The sequence below is a fragment of the Streptococcus equinus genome, assembly GCF_900101445.1.
GTDB lineage: Bacteria > Bacillota > Bacilli > Lactobacillales > Streptococcaceae > Streptococcus > Streptococcus equinus_B.
Window position 1 is genome coordinate 110247 of the sequence record NZ_FNKE01000002.1, and the last position, 21299, is coordinate 131545.

The following is a 21299-nucleotide window of genomic DNA, read 5'->3' on the forward strand; positions in this document are numbered from 1 at the left end:
TAAACAAAGTCTTTAAAATGGATAAGGCATTGGTATTTTGGGGCGTTTAGTGTTAAAATAATATACAATATAAATCTGTATGCAAAGAAGAGGTCCTTATGGCAAAAATTGTGAATTTGACGGGTGAAGAGGTCGTTGCCCTAACGGCCCAATATATGAGCGAATCTGATGTAGCGATTGTTCAAAAAGCATTAGATTACGCGACAAAAGCACATATCTCACAAGTTAGGCAATCAGGCGAGCCTTACATCATCCATCCTATCCAAGTTGCAGGTATTTTAGCAGATCTTCATCTTGATGTGGTGACAGTGGCTTGTGGTTTTTTGCATGACGTTGTTGAAGATACTGAGATTACTTTAGATGAAATCGAAGCCGAATTTGGTAAAGATGTGCGTATCATCGTGGATGGTGTGACAAAACTTGGTAAAGTTGAGTACAAATCACACGAAGAGCAATTGGCTGAAAATCACCGTAAGATGCTTATGGCCATGTCTAAAGATATCCGTGTCATTTTGGTAAAACTTGCTGACCGTCTTCACAATATGCGCACTTTGAAGCATCTTCGTAAGGACAAACAAGCGCGTATTTCACGTGAAACCATGGAAATCTATGCTCCCCTTGCTCATCGTTTGGGGATTAGCCGCATCAAGTGGGAATTGGAAGATTTGTCATTCCGTTACCTCAATGAAATTGAGTTCTACAAGATTTCTCACATGATGAATGAAAAACGTCGTGAACGTGAAGCCTTGGTTGATGAAATCGTCAAGAAAATCAAAGACTACACTGAAGAACAAGGGCTTTACGGTGACGTTTACGGTCGTCCAAAACACATTTATTCTATTTATCGCAAAATGCGTGATAAAAAGAAACGTTTCGACCAAATCTATGATTTGATTGCCATTCGTTGTATCATGGAAACACCTAGCGATGTTTACGCTATGGTTGGTTACATTCATGAATTGTGGCGTCCAATGCCAGGGCGTTTCAAAGATTATATTGCTGCGCCTAAAGCCAATGGTTACCAATCTATTCACACGACTGTTTACGGACCAAAAGGACCAATCGAAATTCAAATCCGTACCAAAGAAATGCACCAAGTCGCTGAATACGGGGTTGCTGCTCACTGGGCTTACAAAAAAGGGATTAAAGGCAAGGTTGATAGCCAGGAACAAGCTGTCGGTATGAGTTGGATTAAAGAGTTGGTTGAATTGCAAGATGCCTCAAACGGTGATGCGGTAGACTTTGTCGATTCAGTTAAACAAGATATTTTCTCAGAACGTATCTATGTCTTCACCCCAACAGGTGCCGTTCAAGAATTGCCAAAAGACTCTGGGCCAATTGATTTTGCTTACGCCATTCACACACAAGTTGGTGAAAAGGCTGTTGGTGCTAAGGTTAATGGTCGTATGGTACCACTAACTGCCAAACTTAAAACAGGTGATGTGGTTGAAATTGTAACCAATCCAAATTCATTTGGACCAAGCCGCGACTGGATTAAAATTGTTAAGACAAACAAAGCCCGTAACCGCATCCGCCAATTCTTGAAAAATCAAGATAAGGAATTGTCAGTCAACAAGGGTCGTGAGCTTTTGGTGGATTATTTCCAAGACCAAGGCTATGTGGCTAACAAATACTTGGATAAAAAACACCTTGAAGCCATTTTGCCACGTTTCAGTGTTCGTAGCGAAGAAGCTCTTTATGCGGCTGTTGGTTTCGGTGAAATTAGTGCGGCAGCAGTTTTCAATCGTTTAACAGAAAAAGAACGTCGCGAAGAAGAACGCGCCAAAGCGAAAGCAGAAGCAGATGAACTCATGAATGGTGGCGAAATCAAGACAGAAAATAAAGAAGTCTTGAAAGTCCGCAGCGAAAATGGCGTTATCATCCAAGGTGCTTCAGGTCTTTTGATGCGTATCGCCAAATGTTGTAACCCAGTGCCAGGTGACCCAATCGAAGGTTATATCACCAAAGGTCGTGGGGTGGCTATTCACCGTGCGGACTGTCACAATATCAAGAGCCAAGAAGGCTATGAACAACGTCTGATCGAGGTCGAATGGGACGACGCTACTAGCGCTAATAATGATTACATCGCTGAAATTGATATTTATGGTCTTAACCGTTCAGGGCTTCTAAATGATGTTCTTCAAGTCCTTTCAAACGTTACTAAGAACATTTCAACCGTCAATGCCCAACCAAGTAAGGATATGAAATTTGCGAATATTCACGTTAGCTTCACAATTCCAAACTTGACGGAATTGACTGCTGTTGTCGATAAAATTAAAATCATTCCAGACGTTTATTCTGTCAAACGTACAAATGGATAACTAAAATGAGCTGTATAATCAGCTCATTTTTTTGTTTGAAAGAGTATGTGGTAAGTGCTTTTTTTATTTTTCTGAAAATGTTAAAATGGCAGTAATGAAAGCGAATTTATTTTCAGAAAGGAATAGATATGAAAGTAGTCATTCAACGTGTTAAAGAGGCACAAGTTGTAATTGATGATGAACTGGTTGGAGATATCAATCAAGGTTTATTGTTGTTAGTTGGAGTAGGACCAGATGATGAGCAAGAAGATCTTGATTACGCTGTTCGTAAAATCACTAATATGCGCATCTTTTCAGATGACATGGGCAAGATGAATTTATCTGTCCAAGATATTAAAGGAAGTATCTTATCAGTGTCTCAATTTACTTTGTTTGCGGATACCAAAAAAGGCAATCGTCCAGCATTTACAGGTGCCGCAAAACCTGATAAAGCTGAAAAAATGTACCTTGACTTTAATGAAGCACTTGCTCAATTCGTTCCTGTTGAAACAGGTGTTTTTGGTGCAGACATGCAAGTTAGCCTAGTCAATGACGGTCCTGTTACCATTATTTTGGATACAAAATCACGTTAAGTTTAGTTAAGAATGGACGGAGGTGGAAGATGTCATTAGAGCGATTGTTTCCAGAAGCTGTTGAAGCTGGCAAGGTTGAGCATGCAGAAGATTGGGTAGCTGTTGAGGAAAATGGGCAAACGTATTACCTTCCTCTAGCAAATCTGAGTGAGCGTGAAAAAGCATTACTGGCTTTGCAAAATGACGGTATTTTAGAAGACAAGGTGACTGAGAATCCTTGGTACCGTTATTTGATTCAAGATGATTTGAGTGTGGCAAAAGATTATAAAGCCTTGCAAATCATTTACATCGATCACAAGGAAGCCTTGCCAGAAGAACTGTGTGATTTTTTTGTGACCTTGTTACCTAACTTGCTTGCGACGGTGGTCATTTCAAAGACTAGAACATTACTCATTCTTGATCAAGAAGAGATGATTGAAGCAGAAGATTTAATCGATGATGTGCTGCCGACTTTGGAAAGTGACTTTGGTATCAAGTTAACCATTTTCTTTGGCAATGTCTGGTGTAAATTTCAAGCAGATGATTTGCCAGCTTTTTACCGTGAAGAAAGTCGCTTGTTTGCCAATATGAGACATTTTCGTGGTAATGAACGAACAGTCAGTTTTTCACAAATGTTGCTGCTAGCTTATGCGCACCAGCTTGATTTGCCAGCTATTAAACATAAAATGTTGCAAGCTATTGATGATAGTAAAGACATCAGACCGATTATCATGACCATGTGGCAAGAGCAGGGCAATCTTGCTAAAACAGCACAGAGTCTCTATATTCACCGTAATTCTTTGCATTATAAAATCGAGAAATTTCGCCTCCTGTCAGGTTTGAATTTGAAAAATCTTAATGATTTGGCATTTTCATACCTCTTAATTATGGAAAATTAGTTTTTGGGCACATTGCACAAAAAATCTTGTGACTCCTGTCTATATCATGTAAGCGTTATCTTTGCTATAATAAAGCCACATAGATCAAAGGAGTTAAAAAATGGTAGAACTTAATCTTAATCATATTTACAAAAAATACCCAAATGCAAGCCACTATGCTGTTGAAGATTTCGATCTTGACATTAAAGATAAAGAATTTATCGTTTTCGTAGGACCTTCAGGTTGTGGTAAATCAACAACTCTTCGTATGGTTGCTGGTCTTGAAGATATCACAGAAGGTGAACTTAAAATTGACGGCGAAGTCGTTAATGATAAAGCACCAAAAGACCGTGATATTGCCATGGTTTTCCAAAACTACGCTCTTTACCCACACATGACTGTTTACGATAACATGGCATTTGGGCTAAAACTTAGAAAATATAAAAAAGACGAAATTGACAAACGTGTTCGCGAAGCCGCACAAATTCTTGGCTTGACAGAATTCCTTGAACGCAAACCTGCTGACCTTTCAGGTGGTCAACGTCAACGTGTTGCTATGGGGCGTGCTATCGTGCGTGATGCCAAAGTATTCTTGATGGACGAACCTTTGTCAAACTTGGATGCCAAACTTCGTGTGTCAATGCGTGCTGAGATTGCTAAGATTCACCGTCGTATCGGTTCAACAACAATCTACGTTACTCACGACCAAACAGAAGCCATGACACTTGCTGACCGTATTGTTATCATGAGTTCTACTAAAAACCCTGACGGTTCAGGAACAATCGGTCGCGTTGAACAAATTGGTACACCACAAGAACTTTACAACCGTCCAGCTAACAAATTCGTTGCTGGTTTCATCGGAAGTCCAGCCATGAACTTCTTTGAAGGAACAGTTAAAGACAATACTTTGGTTAGTGACTCAGGTTTCACAATTACTTTGCCAGAAGGTCAAAAGAAATTGCTTGAAACAAAAGGTTACAATGGTAAAAAAGTTATCTTCGGTATTCGTCCAGAAGATATCTCAAACAACCCACTAGCTCGTGAAACATACCCAGGAGCAACTCTTGAAGCTGAAGTTACTGTTTCTGAATTACTCGGTGCTGAAACAATGCTTTACGTTAAAGTAGGTAACACTGAACTTGTTGCTCGTGCGGATGCGCGTGATGTTTACCAACCAGGTTCAAAAGTGGAATTGACATTGAATGTTGCCAAAGGTCACTTCTTTGACCCAGAAACGGAGGCAGCTATTCGCTAATTTAACGCTATCCAAAACAGAACTCTTCTAGAATACAACCCAAAAAGCCTTACGTCTAACGACGTAGGGCTTTTTTGGGTTTTCATCATAAAATAAAGTTACTTACCAGATGATAAGTAACTTTTTCATTGTCTAAATTTATTCGTCGGCAACCATAATATCAGTTAATTGACCAAATTTTTCTTTGGCATCTTCAGAAATACCTGAATCAGTGACCAGGTGATCGATTTTGCTGACATTGTAGAAATCATAAAAATCGTATTTATCGAATTTTTCATGATCGACGAGAAGGAATTTTTCAAAGGCATTATCAAGGGCAATGCGTTGAATTTCTCCTTCGCTTTCGCTGTAAGTAGCTACAGAATCCCCAAAGACACCGTTAGCACTAACAAAGGCTTTTGAGAACTTGAGATTTTGCAAGTAGTTAGCAGTCAGTGAGCCAACAAAGGCACCTGTGATATCACGGTATTCACCGCCGGTTAAGATTAAATCGGTGCTTTTATTTTGATTTAAAATGGTGAATACTGGCAAACTATTTGTCACGACACGGATGTTTTTGGCAACAAGTTCGTGAGCAAAATGTTCCAGCGTTGTTCCGGGACCGATAAAGACTGTTTCGCCTTCTTGAATGAGTGTGCTGGCGAACTTAGCAATGGCACGCTTTTCTTCGATTTGTAGTTCTTGTTTTTCAGTGTTTGATTTTTCGTATTTTGGTTTTACTTTTGGTGTATCAATACTTTGTGCGCCACCATGGATACGAATCAATAAGCCTTCTTTGTCTAGCTCGTCAAGGTCACGACGAACTGTCATGTCAGAAACACCAAGTTCTTTAATGATGTCATTTACTGTAATAACACCTTTGACGTTGATTTTTTCAAGAATCCACTGGAGGCGTTCTTTTTTCAGCATGTCAATCTCCTTTCTTTTCTTTATTCCTTGTCACTATCATATCACAAAGAGACTGGTAACTCAACAAATAAGAAAAAAAAGAAACATTTTGAAACAGTTTTGTAACAATCATGAAAAGTACCGAAGTTAAAGCGTTTTTCGAGAGTTTCTCAAAATGAAACAAACACAAAGCAACAAACATTTTTAAAAAAATATTAAACAAATATGTTGACAAATGTTTGTTTTAGAATTATTATATAAACATAAAAAAACGTTTTTAAAAAATTATCTAGATAAAAGAAAAATTTTGAGGTGTTAAAATGACAGTTATTCTTGGTTCAGATGCTGCAGGGGAAACTTTAAAAAATATTGTTAAAGATTACCTGCTTGAAAATGCTTATGACGTCAAAGACGTTACAGATGTCAAAAAAGATTTTGTTGATAATACGCTTGCGGTTGCAGCAGGAGTTAATGCTTCTGATGATAATCTTGGTATTATGATCGATGCTTATGGTGCTGGAAGTTTTATGACAGCTACAAAAATCAAAGGCATGATTTGTGCAGAAGTTTCAGATGAACGCTCTGCTTACATGACACGTGCTCACAATAATGCGCGCATGATTACCATGGGTTCAGAAATTGTCGGTGTTGAATTAGCTAAAAACATTGTTAAAGGATTTTTGGAAGGTCACTATGACGGTGGTCGTCACCAAATCCGTGTCGATATGTTAAATAAAATGTGTTAAGAGCGAGGGAGATAAAATGAAAATTGCAATTGGATGTGACCATATCGTAACAACAGAAAAAATGGCAGTGTCAGACTTTTTGAAATCAAAAGGCTATGAGGTTATTGATTGTGGAACTTATGACCACACACGTACGCACTACCCAATCTTTGGTAAAAAAGTTGGTGAAGCTGTGACAAGTGGTCAAGCGGATTTAGGTGTTTGTATCTGTGGTACAGGTGTTGGGATTAACAACTCTGTCAATAAAGTTCCAGGTATTCGCTCAGCTTTAGTGCGTGATATGACAACCGCTATTTATGCCAAAGAAGAATTGAATGCGAATGTCATTGGTTTTGGTGGCAAAATTACTGGTGAATTGTTGATGTGTGATATTATCGAAGCCTTTATCAAGGCTGAGTACAAACCAACCGCAGAAAATAAAGCTTTAATTGAAAAAATTGCAGCTGTGGAAACAGTTAATGAAGAGCAAAGTTCACCAGATTTCTTTGATGAATTTCTTGAGAAATGGGATCGTGGCGAATATCACGATTAGGAGATAATAAGATGATTCTTACTGTAACGTTGAACCCATCGATTGATATTTCTTATCCGCTGGATGATTTAAAGTTGGATACTGTGAACCGTGTTGCTGATGCACGAAAAACAGCAGGTGGCAAGGGGCTGAATGTCACTCGAGTATTATCAGAAATTGGCGATCATGTGACAGCAACGGGTTTTGTTGGTGGAAAGCTAGGAGATTTTTTGACAAGACAATTGGATAAAAGTCAGATTAATCACCGCTTTTTTAAGATTCATGGTGAAACGCGTAATTGCATTGCGATTTTACATAACGGATTGCAAACAGAAATTTTAGAAGCTGGTCCCATGATTGACCCAGATGAGGCAGATGGTTTTCTTAATCATTTTCGCTATCTTTGTCCGTCATATGATGTCATCACGATTTCAGGAAGTCTTCCAGCTGGTCTTGAGGATAATTACTATCAAAAGATGATTAGTCTAGCAAATTCTCAAGGTAAAAAAGTTGTGCTAGATTGTTCTGGCAAAGCATTAGAAGCTGTTTTAGTTGGCGCTGACAAACCATTTGTTATCAAACCAAATACCGAAGAGTTGTCTCAACTTGTTGGAAAAACGGTTACTGATGATGTAGCAGAGCTAAAAACAATCTTGCAAGATGACTTATTTGATGGCATTGATTGGGTGGTTGTGTCACTAGGTGGCAAAGGAGCTTTTGCAAAACACGACAATCATTTTTACCGCGTCACTATTCCCAAAATCAATGTGGTAAATCCAGTCGGATCAGGGGATTCGACAGTGGCTGGGATTGCTTCAGCAATTACTCACAGTCTATCAGATAAAGATTTCCTATGCCATGCCAATGTTCTTGGAATGCTAAATGCGCAAGAAAAAATGACTGGGCATGTCAATATGAAACATTACGAAAACTTATTTAATCAAATTCAGGTAGAAGAGGTATAGAAAAAATGGTATTAACACAAGGAAAACGTAACTTACTAGAAAAACTTAGTCGTGAGGGTGTCATTTCTGCATTGGCATTTGACCAACGTGGGGCTCTCAAACGCATGATGGCAAAATATCAAACAGAAGAACCAAGTGTTGCACAAATTGAACAATTAAAAGCTTTGGTTTCTGAAGAATTAACACCATATGCCTCATCTATTCTTCTTGACCCTGAATACGGATTGCCTGCAAGCAAAGTCCGAGATGACAATGCAGGATTGTTGTTGGCTTATGAAAAAACTGGTTATGATGCCACAACAACTAGCCGCTTGCCAGATTGCTTGGTAGAATGGTCAGCTAAGCGCCTTAAAGAAGAAGGCGCAGATGCAGTGAAATTCTTGCTTTACTACGATGTCGATGGCGATGAATACATTAATCTTCAAAAGCAAGCCTATATTGAACGCATTGGGGATGAATGTAAAGCTGAAGATATGCCATTCTTCCTTGAAATCTTGACTTACGATGAAAACATTTCTGACAATACTAGTGCAGCATTTGCCAAAGTCAAACCACACAAGGTTAATGAAGCTATGAAAGTTTTCTCTGATGAACGCTTTGGCATCGATGTGCTTAAAGTTGAAGTCCCTGTCAATATGAAATATGTTGAAGGTTTTGCGGATGGTGAAGTGGTTTACACAAGAGAAGAAGCAGTACAAGCCTTTAAAGACCAAGAAGTGGCTAGCCATTTGCCATACATCTACCTAAGTGCAGGTGTGTCAGCGAAACTTTTCCAAGAAACGTTGGCATTTGCAGCTGAATCTGGTGCTAATTTCAATGGTGTGCTTTGTGGACGTGCGACATGGGCTGGTTGTGTTCAAATCTATATTGAACAAGGTGAAGCTGCTGCGCGTGAATGGCTTCAAACGCAAGGACGCAAAAATATTGAAGACCTCAATAAAGTTCTTGTGAAGACAGCTAGTCCTTGGACTGAGAAAGTAGTTGAAGTTGCTTTTGCCTAAAGCAATTAGCAAAACTTCTTTGATATACTTTGTTTTTTGATACTGGGAATGTTGATTGTGAGGATGAACATTCCTTTTTTTAGAAAGGGAAGGAAATTATGGTCATCGAATTAAAAAATGATTTCTTGACGGTTCAATTTAAAGAATTTGGGGGAGCTTTGTCTTCTATCAAAGATAAAGATGGCATCGAATATTTGTGGCAAGGAGACCCAAAATATTGGAGTTCACAGGCACCTGTGCTCTTTCCAATTTGTGGTAGCTTACGTGATGATGAAGCGATTTATCGTCCAAATGTTCGTCCGCATTTTACAGGAATCATCACACGTCATGGCTTGGTGCGTAAGAAAAATTTTAGTTATCACCCCATATCAGAAGACAGTGTTGCTTTTAGCATTACACCCGACAGTGATATGTTAGCGAATTATCCTTATGATTTTGAACTTAAAATCATTTATACCTTAATCGAAAAGACTATCAAGGTGACTTATCAAGTTAGCAATCGTGAGACTGAAAAGCGGATGCCGTATTTTATCGGGGGACATCCAGGTTTTAACTGTCCTTTGCTAAATGATGAGGAATACGAAGATTATTATCTTGAATTTGAAAAAGAAGAAACTTGCTCGGTACCAGAAACTTTTCCAGAGACTGGTTTACTTGATGTGACAAAGCGGACGCCATTTTTAAACCATCAAAAGGTGTTAGAGCTAGATTATGCTTTGTTTGCTAAAGATGCGATTACTTTGGACTGTTTAACTTCGCGTAGTATTTCTTTGAAATCTCACAAGCATGCTAAAGGTTTGCGACTAGACTTTGCTGATTTTCCAAACTTGGTTTTATGGTCGACAGCTAATAAGAGTCCTTTTATCGCTTTGGAACCTTGGAGTGGCTTGTCAACGTCGCTAGATGAAAGTGACGTTTTGGAAGACAAACGTCAGGTTACTTTTGTAGATAGCGGTCAAACGAGTGAAAAATCCTTTGCTATTACCATTTTTTGAAAATGTTTATAAACAAACAAAAAAACTCAAAAAATAAACAAGAAAGGGTTTACAAAACTAAAAATGTGTGATATATTATAACCATAGAAATTAAATAGAGTGGATTGTAACTAAGACATTAGGCAAGACCGCAAATAATCTAGACGGAAGAAATCTAGCTTGTTTGTGGTTTTTTATTTGTCTAAACCACTGGGGAGGGGTAGAATGTTTCGGATTATACAAGCGCTCAACAATAATGTTGCCCTAGTTAAAAATGAACAAGGACAACAGGCTGTCGTTATGGGACTAGGAATTGTTTTTCACAAGAGAAAAGGTGATTTAATCACACCAGATAAAGTTGAAAAAGTCTTTTCTTTAAAAACTGAGGAATCTAAGGAAAACTTTTTAACGCTCTTGAAGAACATTCCGCTTGATATCTTAACGGTTACTTACAATATGATTGATGAATTGGTGAAAAAACATCAATTTCCTGTGCAAGAATATTTGTATGTCACGCTTACCGATCACGTTTATTCTGTTTATCAGAAGTTATTAAAAGGGACCTATCAAGAAAGTCATTTGCCAGACATTTCGAAAGAATACGTGACCGAGTTTGAGATGGCAAGAGAAGCTGTTGAGATATTGAGTCAAAAGTTATCAGTAACTTTTCCTGATGACGAAGTTGGGCGCATGGCACTGCATTTCATTAATGCTAAAGGTGACTACGATGTTTCAGCGACGAAAGAAGAGAGCGCTAGAAAACGCGTCTTGGAATTAGTCGAGGATGAATTAGCCAAGAATGGCATCAAGCGTAGTAGTGCTAATGGCAATCTTTACGACCGTTTGATGATTCATCTTACTTATCTAATCAATCGATTACAGACTAATCAGCAAGATGAAACATCTTTGATAAGTATGGAAGAATTTGTTAAATCAGATTATCCAAAAGCTTATCAAATTGGTCGAGCCATTTACAACTTGATTGAAGAAGAATTGCAGCTGGATTTATCACGCAGTGAACGTGTTTATCTGGTTATACATATTCAACGTTTATTAAAATAAGGAGAAAATAATGTACAAATTACCTGATGATTTTATTTTTGGTGGCGCAACAGCAGCTTACCAGGTTGAAGGCTCAACAAATGAAGGTGGCAAAGGACCTGTGGCTTGGGATGATTTCCTAGCAGAACAAGGACGTTTCAGTCCAAATCCAGCTAGCGATTTTTATCACCAATACCCAACAGATATTGAGCTTTGTGAAAAATTTGGTGTTAATGGACTCCGTTTATCGATTGCTTGGAGTCGTATTTTCCCAAATGGTAGAGGTGAGGTTAACCAAGAAGGTGTTGATTTTTACCACAAAGTTTTTGCAGAATGTGAAAAACGCGGTATCACAACTTTCGTAACACTTCATCACTTTGATACACCAAAAGTGTTGTTTGATAACGGTGATTTCTTAAACCGTGACACGATTGAAGCTTTTGTTGATTATGCCAAATTCTGTTTTGAAGAATTTACAGAAGTTCGTCACTGGAGTACTTTCAATGAAATCTATCCAGTCGCAACTAACCAATATCTACTTGGAATTTTCCCACCAGGTATCAAATATGACCTTTCAAAAGTTATCCAATGTCTTCATAATATGATGTACGCACATGCGCGTGTGGTTAATTTGTTTAAAGATGGCGGCTACCAAGGTGAAATTGGTGTGGTTCACTCTCTTGAAACAAAATACCCTGCAACTGATAGTGAAGAAGATAAACATGCCGCTTTCCTAGATGATGCTCTTTCAATTCGTTTCTTACTTGATGCAACTTATCTAGGTTATTATTCAAACGAAACAATGGAAGCGCTTAACGAAATCTGTGCAGCGAACAATGCAAGCTACGAATTCCTTGATAGCGACTTTGAGGAAATGAAAAAAGCTAGTCACCGCAACGATTATCTTGGTATTAACCATTATCAATGTCACTTTGTTAAAGCCTACAATGGTGAGAATGCTATTCACCACAACGGTACAGGTGATAAAGGAACATCTGTTTACAAAGTTAAAGGTATCGGCGAACGCATTTACAAAGAAGGTATTCCAAGAACAGATTGGGACTGGATTATCTATCCTGAAGGTTTGTATGACTTGCTTCTTCGCATCAAAGCAGATTACCCACACTATAACAAGATTTACATCACAGAAAATGGTATGGGTTACAAAGATGAATTTGATGATGGTATCGTTATGGACACAGCTCGTATTGATTATTTGAAAGTTTACCTTCAATCTCTTGCTAAAGCAATTGAGGCTGGAGTTAATGTTAAAGGATATTTCCTATGGTCATTGATGGATTGTTTCTCATGGTCAAATGGATATAATAAACGCTATGGTTTGTTCTATGTGGATTTTGAAACACAAAAACGTTATCCAAAAGCATCAGCTTACTGGTACAAACACATCAGCGATACAAAAATTGTAGAATAGGGGATTTTGAAAATGGATAAAAAAGAATTACAAATGTTGGGATTTGAAATTGTAGCTTACTCAGGTGATGCTAGAAGTACACTATTACAATTGCTCAAGGAAGTTCGTTCTGGCAACTTTGACAATGTTGACAAAGCCATTAAAGATGCTGATGAAAACTTAGCAAAAGCGCACAATGCTCAAACAGCCTTGCTAGCACAAGAAGCAGGTGGTGAAGACTTGGAACTTGGTTTTATCTTCGTTCACGGTCAAGACCACTTGATGACAACCTTGTTGCTACGTGACCTTATTACGGATTTTATTGAATTATATAAAAATCGCTAATTTTTAAAAAAGAAAGGAAGTGAACCAAGGCTTGGCAAATGCTTAATCTCCTCTCGTTTGCTAAGCTCAGGTTCTTGGGGAGTTTTATCATGAACAAACTCATTCAACAAATTGAAAAGGGTAAACCTTTTTTTGAAAAAATTTCTCGTAACATTTATCTAGGTGCCATTCGTGATGGTTTCCTAGCAGCAATGCCAGCTATTCTCTTTTCTAGTATTTTCATCTTGATTGCATCCATTCCGGATGTTCTTGGAATCAAATTACCAGAAGATTTCTCAAACTGGCTTTGGAAGATTTACAATTATTCAATGGGTGTAGTTGCCCTTCTTGTTTCAGCGACAACAGCACGTTGTTTGGCAGAATCTGTTAACCGCAAAATGCCAGGTAACAAAAAAATCAATGCGGTGTCTGTCATGCTTGCCTCAATTGTCAGTTTCTTGATGTTGAGTGCTGATGAAATCAAAGATGGACTTGCTACTGGTTACATGGGTACAAAAGGTATCCTAGCAGCTTTCGTTGCAGCCTTTATCACTGTGAATGTTTATAAATTCTGTGTGCTTCGTGACATTACAATCAAGATGCCAAAAGAAGTACCTGGTACTATTTCTCAAACATTCCGCGATATTTTCCCATTCTCATTTGCAGTTTTTGCAGCAGTTATTATTGATACAATTATTCGTCATTTCTTTGGTACATCATTTGCTGAAGCAGTTATCACTTTGTTGCAACCTTTGTTTACAGCAGCAGACGGCTATCTTGGAATTGCAATTATCTGGGGTGCAATGGCACTCTTCTGGTTCGTTGGTGTGCATGGACCATCAATCGTAGAACCAGCTATCGCAGCGATTATCTATGCGAATGTCGAAACTAACCTTCAATTGTTTAAAGCTGGCGAACATGCTTCAAACGTATTGACTGTCGGTCTTGGTAACTTTGTTGGTACTATGGGTGGTACTGGTGCCACACTTGTCGTTCCATATCTTTTCTTGCTATTTGCTAAATCAAAACAATTGAAAGCCGTCGGTAAAGCTTCATTTATCCCAGTTAGCTTTGCTGTTAACGAACCTTTGCTTTTTGCAACACCAATTATTCTAAACCCTTACTTCTTTATTCCATTCCTTTTGGCGCCAATTGCCAACGTTTGGATTTTCAAATTCTTTGTTGATGTGCTTCAAATGAACAGCTTCATGTATGTTCTTCCTTGGGCAACACCAGCTCCAATCGGACTTATTCTTGGTACAGGCGTTAGCCTTCTAGCTGTTGTTCTTGTCTTTGTTCTTATTGCTGTTGATGCGATTATTTACTTCCCATTCATCAAAGCTTATGATGCTTCACTTCTTGAAGAAGAAGCTGAAAATGCTGCAATAGAAGAACTTGAAAGTATTACTCCAGTAAAAGCTGCAGAAAAAGTTGTTGAAGCAAAACCTGCTGTTAAAGTGACAACTGATAAACCAATCAACGTCTTAGTTCTTTGTGCCGGTGCTGGTACAAGTGCTATGCTTGCTAACGCTCTTACTGAAGGAGCGGCAGCCACAGGTGCAAATATCACAGCTTCAGCTGGTGCTTATGGCTCACACTATGAAATTATGAAAAACTTCGATATGATTGTCCTTGCTCCTCAAGTCAATTCATTCTACGAAGATATCAAGAAAGATACTGATGCCCTTGGTATCAAATTAGCTGCCACAAAAGGCGCTGAATACATTAAATTAACTCGTGACCCAGAAGGTGCTGTAGCCTTCGTAATGTCTTACTTTGCTTAAGAGAACAAAAGCAGGATACGATTATGAAAAAGCTAAAGAAACTGATTTTAGTAAGTGCGGCTGTGCTAGGCCTGACTGTTGTGAACGATGGCCTAGTCAAAGCCGATGACTTTATCAACGGAGCTGACATTTCTATTCTTGATGAAATGGAAAATAGCGGAGCGGTTTATAAAAGTAATGGAACTCAAAAAGATCCGCTGACCATTTTAAAAGATAATGGTGTCAACTATGTTCGTTTGCGTCTGTGGGTTGACCCTTATGATGCAAATGGCAATCCCTACGGTGCAGGAACTAATGACTTAAACAGAACACTAAAATTAGCGAAACGTGCTAAAAATAAAGGCTTAAAAGTCTTACTTGATTTTCACTACAGTGATTTTTGGGTAGACCCAGGGAAACAAAATCTTCCAAAAGCCTGGCAAAATCAATCCTTTGAACAATTAAATTCAAGTGTCTATTCTTACACAGCTGATGTCCTTAATCAGATGAAATCAAAAGGCATTTACCCTGACATGGTGCAAATCGGAAACGAATTAAACAGCGGTATGCTATGGCCATATGGAAAAAGCTGGGGCGGGGATGGAAAAGAATTTACCCGCCTAGCAACTTTCCTAAAATCTGGTGTTCAAGCGGTAAAAGACACCCAAAGTAGTAACACTCCAATCATGCTTCACTTAGCAGACGGTGGTAACCAATCAACTTTCCAATGGTGGTTAGATGAGATTACCAATCAATCCGTTGATTTTGATATTGTCGGCATTTCGTATTATCCTTATTGGCATGGCAGCCTAGCTGACCTTTCAGCCAACATGGATAATATCAGCGAACGCTACAATAAAAAAGTGGTTGTGGTTGAAACAGCTTATGCCAATACTCTTGATAATCTTGACCAAAAAACAAACGCCTTCACAGCAACGGAAGAAGCAGCTGGAGGCTACAAAGCAAGCCAAGATGGTCAATACGAATTTTTGACAGACTTGGTTGATAAGATTAAGGACGTTAAAAATAACAACGGACTCGGTTTCTTCTACTGGGAACCACTCTGGTATAACGGTAATGTCTCATGGGCCACACAAGCAGGTATGTCATATCTTGGCGTTTCAGATATGACAGGTAACGAATGGGAAAATCAAGCAGTCTTTGATTTCCAAGGAAATGCTTTACGTGGTATCAAAGCATTCAATTACTCTAATCTAACGAATCTCCTTCAAAACAACAGCTTTGAATGGGACGGTTATACCGAAACTCCATCATCTTGGAAGATTTGGAAAAATGGTCAAACTTCAGCTATTAAGACCGAAAGTTATGATAATACGCGTTATAAACTCAGCTTCTGGTCAGATAAAGCTTATGAAAGTTCTATCTATCAAACAGTAGGCAACCTCAGCTCAGGCACTTATAAATTAAGCATCGATGCTATGGGTGACACAAGTCTTGAAACTGCAGAACTTTATATCAAAAACTACGGTGGCAACGAACAAAAAATCTCTCTCAAAGACTCAAGTACTTGGAAAACCTATACCATCGACAACATTCAAATCACAAACGGACAATGCGAAGTTGGCATTTACGTCAAATCATCAACCAACAAATGGCTAAATATCGATAACGTCCGACTAGTGAAAGTTGATTAAAACATTTCTCCCCCAAGAATTCAGTTCTCGGGGGATTTTTGATTGATAAGGTAAAGTCATGAATTTTTTGAGGATTGTAGTATAATGCTCCTTATAAGGAAGGTTGAGTTTAAAACTGGTTTATGAAAAATATGGGAGATTCATATGAACAGTGTTGAGTTAAGAAATGTTGTTAAGGAATTTTCAAAGGTTACTGTTTTAGATGGTATAAATCTGACAGTAAAAGAGTCACATATCACTTGTTTACTTGGTCCGTCTGGTTCTGGAAAGACAACGATTATGAAATTAATGACTGGTTCAGAAAAGCCGACTAAGGGACAAATAATGCTTTTTGGACATCAGCTTAGTAAGCATGATATTGGTCAGATTGGTTACATGCCACAAGCAGATGCGATTTATTTGGATTTGTCTGCCTATGACAATCTTTTATTCTTTGGACAATTATACGGAATGTCAAAGAATAAAATCAAACAGCGAATTGACTATTTAGCAAGACTTTTAGATTTGGAAAATCACTTAAAACAGTTGGTATCAACTTATTCTGGAGGAATGAAAAAACGCTTATCTTTAGCAATTACCTTGCTTAATGACCCAAAACTGTTAATTTTAGACGAACCAACAGTTGGCATTGACCCTATTTTACGACAGAAGATTTGGCGAGAATTTCGACAATTACAAAAACAAGGAAAGACTTTGTTAATCTCAACTCATGTTATGGATGAAGTGAAGTATTGTGATTATGGTATTTTCATTCGTGATGGAAAAGTGATTGCTACTGATAGTATGGAAACATTGCTTGAAAAGAGTGGTTCAGATGTTGAAAAATTGTTTTTAGTAGAGGAAGGAGTGACAAAATAATGGTTGCAACTTGTCTACGTGTTATTAAGCAGATTTTACATGATAAAAGGTCTATCAGTATGATTTTTGTGGTTCCTTTGGTCATCACTACCTTTCTTTTCTTTCTGTTAGGAGATAGTGAGGTTCATTTGTCATTGGCGACAAATAGTCAGAATCCGTCAGTTATAAAATTGCTGAAAAAAGATGCAGATGTCACGGTTGTTGATGATTTAAAAGGTATTGATAAGAATCTAAAATCCGGCAAGTATGATGCCTATATCAAGTATACTGACCAAGGAACAGAGCTTTATTTCCTTGAAGAAAATTCGCTTTATGTCAATAAAGTACATGACATTTTGAAAAAAACTCAGGAAAAATTATCACCGCAATTAGGGGTGACTACTCATTATCTTTATGGAAATCAGTTAAAAACAACTTTTGAAAAATTAACCTATGCATTAATTGCCATTGTAGCTTTCTTCTTAATTTTCCTCATTTCAGGAATCGCCTTTGTGAGAGAACAGGTACTAGGGACACTTGAGAGAATCTTAATCAGCCCAGTCTCAAAATTACGCTTAATTTTGGGATATACGCTTGGTTTTAGTGCTTTTGGAATTATTCAAGGAACGCTTTTGTTGTTATTTTCTCGATTTATCTTAAATGTTCCTTTTGAGGGAAACTTTGTTTTGATGGAATTGACGATTATTTTATTGTCTATTTCTGCTGTATCGATTGGGATGTTCATTGCTATTTTTGCTAATACAGAGTTTCAAATGGTACAATTTATTCCCATTGTAATCGTGCCACAAATTCTATATTCAGGAATTATCGCGATAAGGATTTTGCCATTTCATCTAGAAAAATTACAATTTATTATGCCAATCTATTATGGAGCGCAGGCTTTGAAGAAGGTTATGGTGGATGGATTGACTATTAATTCTGTTATATTAGAATGGCTAGCTTTAATTGTTATTAGTTTGCTTTTTACTTTATTAAATACTTTCTTTTTGAAAAAATATCGGGCATTGTAGAAAATTTTCCCCCCAAGGATTCAGTTCTTGGGGGAGATTTTTTATCTTTGTGTCTTGCGGTAGTTGCTTGGGCTTTGGCCAAAATGTTTTTTGAAGGCTTTGCTAAAAGCAAGGGCGTCTGTAAAGCCTACGGCGTTTGCGATATGTGAAATATGAAAGTCAGTGCTGGTTAGCAAATCAGCGCTTTTTTCCATGCGGATTTGACCTAAGTAATCTTTGATAGAATAACCTGTTTCTTCTTTGAAAATCTTGTAAAGGTAGGAGCGATTAAGATTGAGTTTTTTTGCAATTTGGCTAACTTTAAGAGTTTTGCTGTATTGGGTGTGGATAATTTTTTTCGTTTGTTTGATATAGTTTTGAATCAAAATATTGCTGTCTGACATGCTTTTACTTGGCAATTCTTCCATAAGAAAAGCTAGAAGTTTATAGAGTTCCGCAATCAGTTGGAGTTCAGTCACATCATCTAGTTTTTGGTCACGAAATTGCGTTAATTTGACGATTTGATCAAGAACTTTAGACTCAAGCGTCGAATGGCAGAAGTAGTGGTCGAGCAGCTGAGTTTTGCTCAAAATATTTTCAGCTTTTGACCCGCTAAAGCCAACCCAGAGATAAGTCCAAGGATGCTCACCATCGGCTTGGTAAAAGGCTACTTTACCTTTTGGAAGAATAAACATATCACCTGTTTTTAGCGGGGTCGTTACTCCGTCAATGGTGAACTTTCCCTTGCCGTCCACGATAAAATGCAGGACGTAGTTATCCCTGACAGTTGGGCCAAAAGAGTAGTTTTTAGCGCATATTTCAGCTCCATAATGGTCAACATTTAGGTCGAAATTATTGGTATTAAATTCGTTATAAGTATTTAGAACGTTCAAAGTATCAACTCCTCTTCAAGCAACATTTTACCATATATACCTAACATCCTACCATTCATTATTGTGAAAGTTAATGGTAAAATTTTAGTAAATATCAAGGAGGAAGCTTAATGGGGATCAAAATTGAAGGAAATCTATTTTACGTAAATAGTAAAAATATGTCATTGATTATTGAAAATCATGAGGGAGATTTGTTGCTTCGTCATATTGGAGGAAAAGTTACAGCTTATCATGGCTCTAATGCTCTTTTTGAAAAAGACCATGCCTTTTCTGGAAATCCAACTCCTGACGACAGAACTTACAGTTATGATACACAACGTCAGATTTTTGGGGTGCATGGTTTTGGTGATTTTCGTCAGCCATCTCTTAGCATTTCACACGACACTAATGACTTAACCCAATTTAAATTAAAAGATTATCACATCTTATCAGGAGCTGTTGAGGCAGCAGGGCTACCAAATCCACACAGTACAGAAAATGCTGAAACACTTGCTTTAGTCTTAGAAGATGATTTGGCAGGATTAGAGTTGACACTTTATTACACAGCTTATGCTGAGCGTTCAACAATTTCTAGCTTTGCTAAGATTAGCAATCTATCAGATAAAGCAGTTGTTATTAACCGTGCTTTATCAACTATGCTTGATGTTCCAGCTTCTGATTATGATGTGGTGACTTTGCAAGGAGCTTATGCGCGTGAAAAGACAGTTCGTCGCCATAAGCTTGAACAAGGTATTTTCACTGTCGCTTCAAATCGTGGTGCTTCAGGTCATGCGCACACACCAGCTATGGTGTTATGTGACCACACAGCTACGGAAGATGCTGGTCAAGCTTTGGCACTTCAATTGCTTTATAGTGGTAATTTCCAAGCTTTTGTTCAAAAAAATCAATTGAATGAAGTTCGCCTAGGTATCGGAATTAACGATGATAACTTTGCTTGGAAATTATCAGCAGGCGATAGTTTTGACACACCAGTGGCAATCATGACTTATTCAGCTAAGGGCTTAACACATTTGACTCATGAAAGTCAGTTATTTGTTCAAGAACATATCATGCCAAAAACATTTGCCCATGTTGAACGTCCGATTCTCATCAATAACTGGGAAGCGACTTATTTTGATTTCAAAAAAGAAAAATTGCTTGATTTAGCTGATGAAGCTAGCAAACTTGGTATCGAACTTTTTGTTCTTGATGACGGTTGGTTTGGCAATCGCTTCGATGATAATCGTGCCCTTGGTGACTGGGTGGTTAACGAAGAAAAACTTGGTGGCCCGTTAAATGACTTGATTGACAAAGTGCATGCCAAAGGCTTGAAATTTGGTTTGTGGTTTGAACCAGAGATGATTTCTGTGGACAGTGATCTTTACCGTGCACATCCTGACTGGGCTATTCAAGCGAAGGGACGCGGTCATACTTATTCTCGCAACCAATTGGTGCTCAACCTTGCCAATCCTGACGTAGTAGCTTATATCAAATCAGCTATCGATAAGATTTTGACAGAAAATGCTATTGATTACGTTAAATGGGATTATAACCGTAATATCACAAACATCGGAAATGGTGATTCAGTCCTTGCAACCAAGATGCAGTCACATGCTTATATGCTTGGCTTGTATGATTTGGTGTCTTATCTGACTGAAAAGCACAGCAATGTTCTCTTTGAATCTTGCTCTGGTGGCGGTGGTCGAAATGACCTTGGCATGATGCGTTACTTCCCACAAGTTTGGGCGAGTGATAATACTGATGCCATTTCACGTTTGCCAATTCAATATGGTTCAAGCTATCTTTACCCAACCATTTCAATGGGAGCTCACGTGTCAGCTAGCCCTAATCATCAAATGGGGCGCACAACTCCGCTTGAAACTCGTGGTAATGTTGCGATGATGGGAAATCTTGGCTACGAACTTGATTTGACAAGTTTACCACAAGCTGAAAAAGATGTGATTGCTGCTCAAGTCGCTCATTACAAAGAGATTCGACCAGTGATTCAATTTGGTAAGCAATATCGCTTGATTAATCCAGAAGCAGGGTCAAATGAAGCAGCGGTTCAATTTGTTTATGAAGATAAGGTAGTAGTCACTTATGTTCGCACACTTTCAACCATTGAAACCATTGAAACAACGCTTAAGTTGAAAGGATTGGAAGAAGAAGCGACTTACCAACTACAAGGAACAGACCAAGTCTTCTCAGGGGCAGAACTGATGTATGCAGGTATAACAGCAGTTCTTCCTCAAGGCGACTACCTCAGTAAACAATATTATTTCGTGAAACAATAAGG

The 21299-nt window shown here is 38.2% G+C and carries 19 protein-coding genes; 17 read left to right on the forward strand and 2 right to left on the reverse strand.

What is annotated here, in order from left to right; genetic code table 11:
• Positions 1 to 98: 98 nt before the first annotated feature.
• From BLR83_RS08115 to BLR83_RS08130, 4 genes are all read left to right on the forward strand, one after another.
• Positions 99 to 2321 (forward strand): RelA/SpoT family protein, encoded by a 2223-nt coding sequence (locus BLR83_RS08115; RefSeq protein WP_039697485.1) that lies wholly within the window; start codon positions 99 to 101, stop codon positions 2319 to 2321.
• A 128-nt stretch (positions 2322 to 2449) separates the two neighbouring features.
• Positions 2450 to 2893: a D-aminoacyl-tRNA deacylase gene (gene dtd, locus BLR83_RS08120; protein WP_074561204.1), complete on the forward strand. Its 444-nt coding sequence runs from the start codon at positions 2450 to 2452 to the stop codon at positions 2891 to 2893.
• Positions 2894 to 2922: 29 nt separating this feature from the next.
• Positions 2923 to 3771, forward strand: coding sequence for a helix-turn-helix domain-containing protein (locus BLR83_RS08125; RefSeq protein ID WP_074561205.1), 849 nt, complete (start codon positions 2923 to 2925; stop codon positions 3769 to 3771).
• Between the two features lie 100 nt (positions 3772 to 3871).
• Positions 3872 to 5005 carry an ABC transporter ATP-binding protein gene (locus BLR83_RS08130; protein ID WP_074482989.1) on the forward strand — a complete coding sequence of 378 codons (1134 nt, stop codon included), beginning with the start codon at positions 3872 to 3874 and terminating at the stop codon, positions 5003 to 5005.
• Positions 5006 to 5143: 138 nt separating this feature from the next.
• Here the strand turns inward: BLR83_RS08130 and BLR83_RS08135 are convergent, their stop codons facing one another.
• Complete coding sequence (locus tag BLR83_RS08135; protein WP_039697489.1) at positions 5144 to 5914, reverse strand: DeoR/GlpR family DNA-binding transcription regulator; 771 nt, start codon at positions 5912 to 5914, stop codon at positions 5144 to 5146.
• Between the two features lie 299 nt (positions 5915 to 6213).
• Here BLR83_RS08135 and lacA point away from each other — a divergent pair, with 299 nt between their 5' ends.
• From lacA to BLR83_RS08195, 12 genes are all read left to right on the forward strand, one after another.
• Positions 6214 to 6639, forward strand: a complete 426-nt coding sequence (gene lacA / locus BLR83_RS08140; RefSeq protein ID WP_074561206.1) for a galactose-6-phosphate isomerase subunit LacA — start codon at positions 6214 to 6216, stop codon at positions 6637 to 6639.
• 16 nt (positions 6640 to 6655) lie between these two features.
• Positions 6656 to 7171, forward strand: coding sequence for a galactose-6-phosphate isomerase subunit LacB (gene lacB, locus BLR83_RS08145; RefSeq protein ID WP_074561207.1), 516 nt, complete (start codon positions 6656 to 6658; stop codon positions 7169 to 7171).
• Between the two features lie 11 nt (positions 7172 to 7182).
• Positions 7183 to 8115: a tagatose-6-phosphate kinase gene (locus tag BLR83_RS08150; protein ID WP_074561208.1), complete on the forward strand. Its 933-nt coding sequence runs from the start codon at positions 7183 to 7185 to the stop codon at positions 8113 to 8115.
• A 5-nt stretch (positions 8116 to 8120) separates the two neighbouring features.
• Positions 8121 to 9116: a tagatose-bisphosphate aldolase gene (lacD, locus tag BLR83_RS08155; RefSeq protein ID WP_074561209.1), complete on the forward strand. Its 996-nt coding sequence runs from the start codon at positions 8121 to 8123 to the stop codon at positions 9114 to 9116.
• Positions 9117 to 9214: 98 nt separating this feature from the next.
• Positions 9215 to 10111 (forward strand): aldose 1-epimerase family protein, encoded by an 897-nt coding sequence (locus BLR83_RS08160; RefSeq protein WP_074561210.1) that lies wholly within the window; start codon positions 9215 to 9217, stop codon positions 10109 to 10111.
• A gap of 204 nt (positions 10112 to 10315) precedes the next feature.
• Complete coding sequence (locus tag BLR83_RS08165) at positions 10316 to 11152, forward strand: PRD domain-containing protein (RefSeq protein WP_074561211.1); 837 nt, start codon at positions 10316 to 10318, stop codon at positions 11150 to 11152.
• 10 nt (positions 11153 to 11162) lie between these two features.
• Positions 11163 to 12563: a 6-phospho-beta-galactosidase gene (lacG, locus tag BLR83_RS08170; protein WP_074561212.1), complete on the forward strand. Its 1401-nt coding sequence runs from the start codon at positions 11163 to 11165 to the stop codon at positions 12561 to 12563.
• Between the two features lie 12 nt (positions 12564 to 12575).
• Positions 12576 to 12887 carry a PTS sugar transporter subunit IIA gene (locus BLR83_RS08175; RefSeq protein WP_021141568.1) on the forward strand — a complete coding sequence of 104 codons (312 nt, stop codon included), beginning with the start codon at positions 12576 to 12578 and terminating at the stop codon, positions 12885 to 12887.
• An 89-nt stretch (positions 12888 to 12976) separates the two neighbouring features.
• A complete protein-coding gene (locus tag BLR83_RS08180; protein WP_074561213.1) occupies positions 12977 to 14650 on the forward strand; it encodes a PTS lactose transporter subunit IIBC in 1674 nt (557 codons plus the stop codon).
• Between the two features lie 23 nt (positions 14651 to 14673).
• The gene (locus BLR83_RS08185) at positions 14674 to 16284 is read left to right on the forward strand and encodes a glycoside hydrolase family 53 protein (protein WP_074561214.1); all 1611 of its coding nucleotides are present in this window, start codon (positions 14674 to 14676) and stop codon (positions 16282 to 16284) included.
• Positions 16285 to 16428: 144 nt separating this feature from the next.
• A complete protein-coding gene (locus BLR83_RS08190; RefSeq protein WP_074561215.1) occupies positions 16429 to 17142 on the forward strand; it encodes an ABC transporter ATP-binding protein in 714 nt (237 codons plus the stop codon).
• The gene (locus tag BLR83_RS08195) at positions 17142 to 18152 is read left to right on the forward strand and encodes an ABC transporter permease (RefSeq protein ID WP_074561216.1); all 1011 of its coding nucleotides are present in this window, start codon (positions 17142 to 17144) and stop codon (positions 18150 to 18152) included. The genes BLR83_RS08190 and BLR83_RS08195 overlap by 1 nt, the downstream gene beginning before the upstream one ends.
• Positions 18153 to 18193: 41 nt before the next feature.
• Here BLR83_RS08195 and BLR83_RS08200 read toward each other — a convergent pair whose 3' ends face one another.
• Positions 18194 to 19024, reverse strand: coding sequence for an AraC family transcriptional regulator (locus BLR83_RS08200; RefSeq protein ID WP_074561217.1), 831 nt, complete (start codon positions 19022 to 19024; stop codon positions 18194 to 18196).
• Positions 19025 to 19134: 110 nt separating this feature from the next.
• Here BLR83_RS08200 and BLR83_RS08205 point away from each other — a divergent pair, with 110 nt between their 5' ends.
• On the forward strand, positions 19135 to 21297 hold the full coding sequence (locus BLR83_RS08205; RefSeq protein ID WP_074561218.1) for an alpha-galactosidase: 2163 nt from the start codon (positions 19135 to 19137) through the stop codon (positions 21295 to 21297).
• Positions 21298 to 21299 lie beyond the last annotated feature (2 nt).

Excerpts from the sequence above, each read along its gene's own strand:
- BLR83_RS08135 (WP_039697489.1), bottom strand. The coding sequence starts at position 5,914 with ATGCTGAAAAAAGAACGCCTCCAGTGGATTCTTGAAAAAATCAACGTC.
- lacB (WP_074561207.1), top strand. The coding sequence starts at position 6,656 with ATGAAAATTGCAATTGGATGTGACCATATCGTAACAACAGAAAAAATG.
- BLR83_RS08115 (WP_039697485.1), top strand. The coding sequence starts at position 99 with ATGGCAAAAATTGTGAATTTGACGGGTGAAGAGGTCGTTGCCCTAACG.
- dtd (WP_074561204.1), top strand. The coding sequence starts at position 2,450 with ATGAAAGTAGTCATTCAACGTGTTAAAGAGGCACAAGTTGTAATTGAT.
- BLR83_RS08190 (WP_074561215.1), top strand. The coding sequence starts at position 16,429 with ATGAACAGTGTTGAGTTAAGAAATGTTGTTAAGGAATTTTCAAAGGTT.
- BLR83_RS08175 (WP_021141568.1), top strand. The coding sequence starts at position 12,576 with ATGGATAAAAAAGAATTACAAATGTTGGGATTTGAAATTGTAGCTTAC.
- BLR83_RS08185 (WP_074561214.1), top strand. The coding sequence starts at position 14,674 with ATGAAAAAGCTAAAGAAACTGATTTTAGTAAGTGCGGCTGTGCTAGGC.
- BLR83_RS08180 (WP_074561213.1), top strand. The coding sequence starts at position 12,977 with ATGAACAAACTCATTCAACAAATTGAAAAGGGTAAACCTTTTTTTGAA.
- BLR83_RS08160 (WP_074561210.1), top strand. The coding sequence starts at position 9,215 with ATGGTCATCGAATTAAAAAATGATTTCTTGACGGTTCAATTTAAAGAA.
- BLR83_RS08205 (WP_074561218.1), top strand. The coding sequence starts at position 19,135 with ATGGGGATCAAAATTGAAGGAAATCTATTTTACGTAAATAGTAAAAAT.
- BLR83_RS08195 (WP_074561216.1), top strand. The coding sequence starts at position 17,142 with ATGGTTGCAACTTGTCTACGTGTTATTAAGCAGATTTTACATGATAAA.
- lacG (WP_074561212.1), top strand. The coding sequence starts at position 11,163 with ATGTACAAATTACCTGATGATTTTATTTTTGGTGGCGCAACAGCAGCT.
- BLR83_RS08165 (WP_074561211.1), top strand. The coding sequence starts at position 10,316 with ATGTTTCGGATTATACAAGCGCTCAACAATAATGTTGCCCTAGTTAAA.
- lacD (WP_074561209.1), top strand. The coding sequence starts at position 8,121 with ATGGTATTAACACAAGGAAAACGTAACTTACTAGAAAAACTTAGTCGT.
- BLR83_RS08130 (WP_074482989.1), top strand. The coding sequence starts at position 3,872 with ATGGTAGAACTTAATCTTAATCATATTTACAAAAAATACCCAAATGCA.
- lacA (WP_074561206.1), top strand. The coding sequence starts at position 6,214 with ATGACAGTTATTCTTGGTTCAGATGCTGCAGGGGAAACTTTAAAAAAT.
- BLR83_RS08125 (WP_074561205.1), top strand. The coding sequence starts at position 2,923 with ATGTCATTAGAGCGATTGTTTCCAGAAGCTGTTGAAGCTGGCAAGGTT.
- BLR83_RS08150 (WP_074561208.1), top strand. The coding sequence starts at position 7,183 with ATGATTCTTACTGTAACGTTGAACCCATCGATTGATATTTCTTATCCG.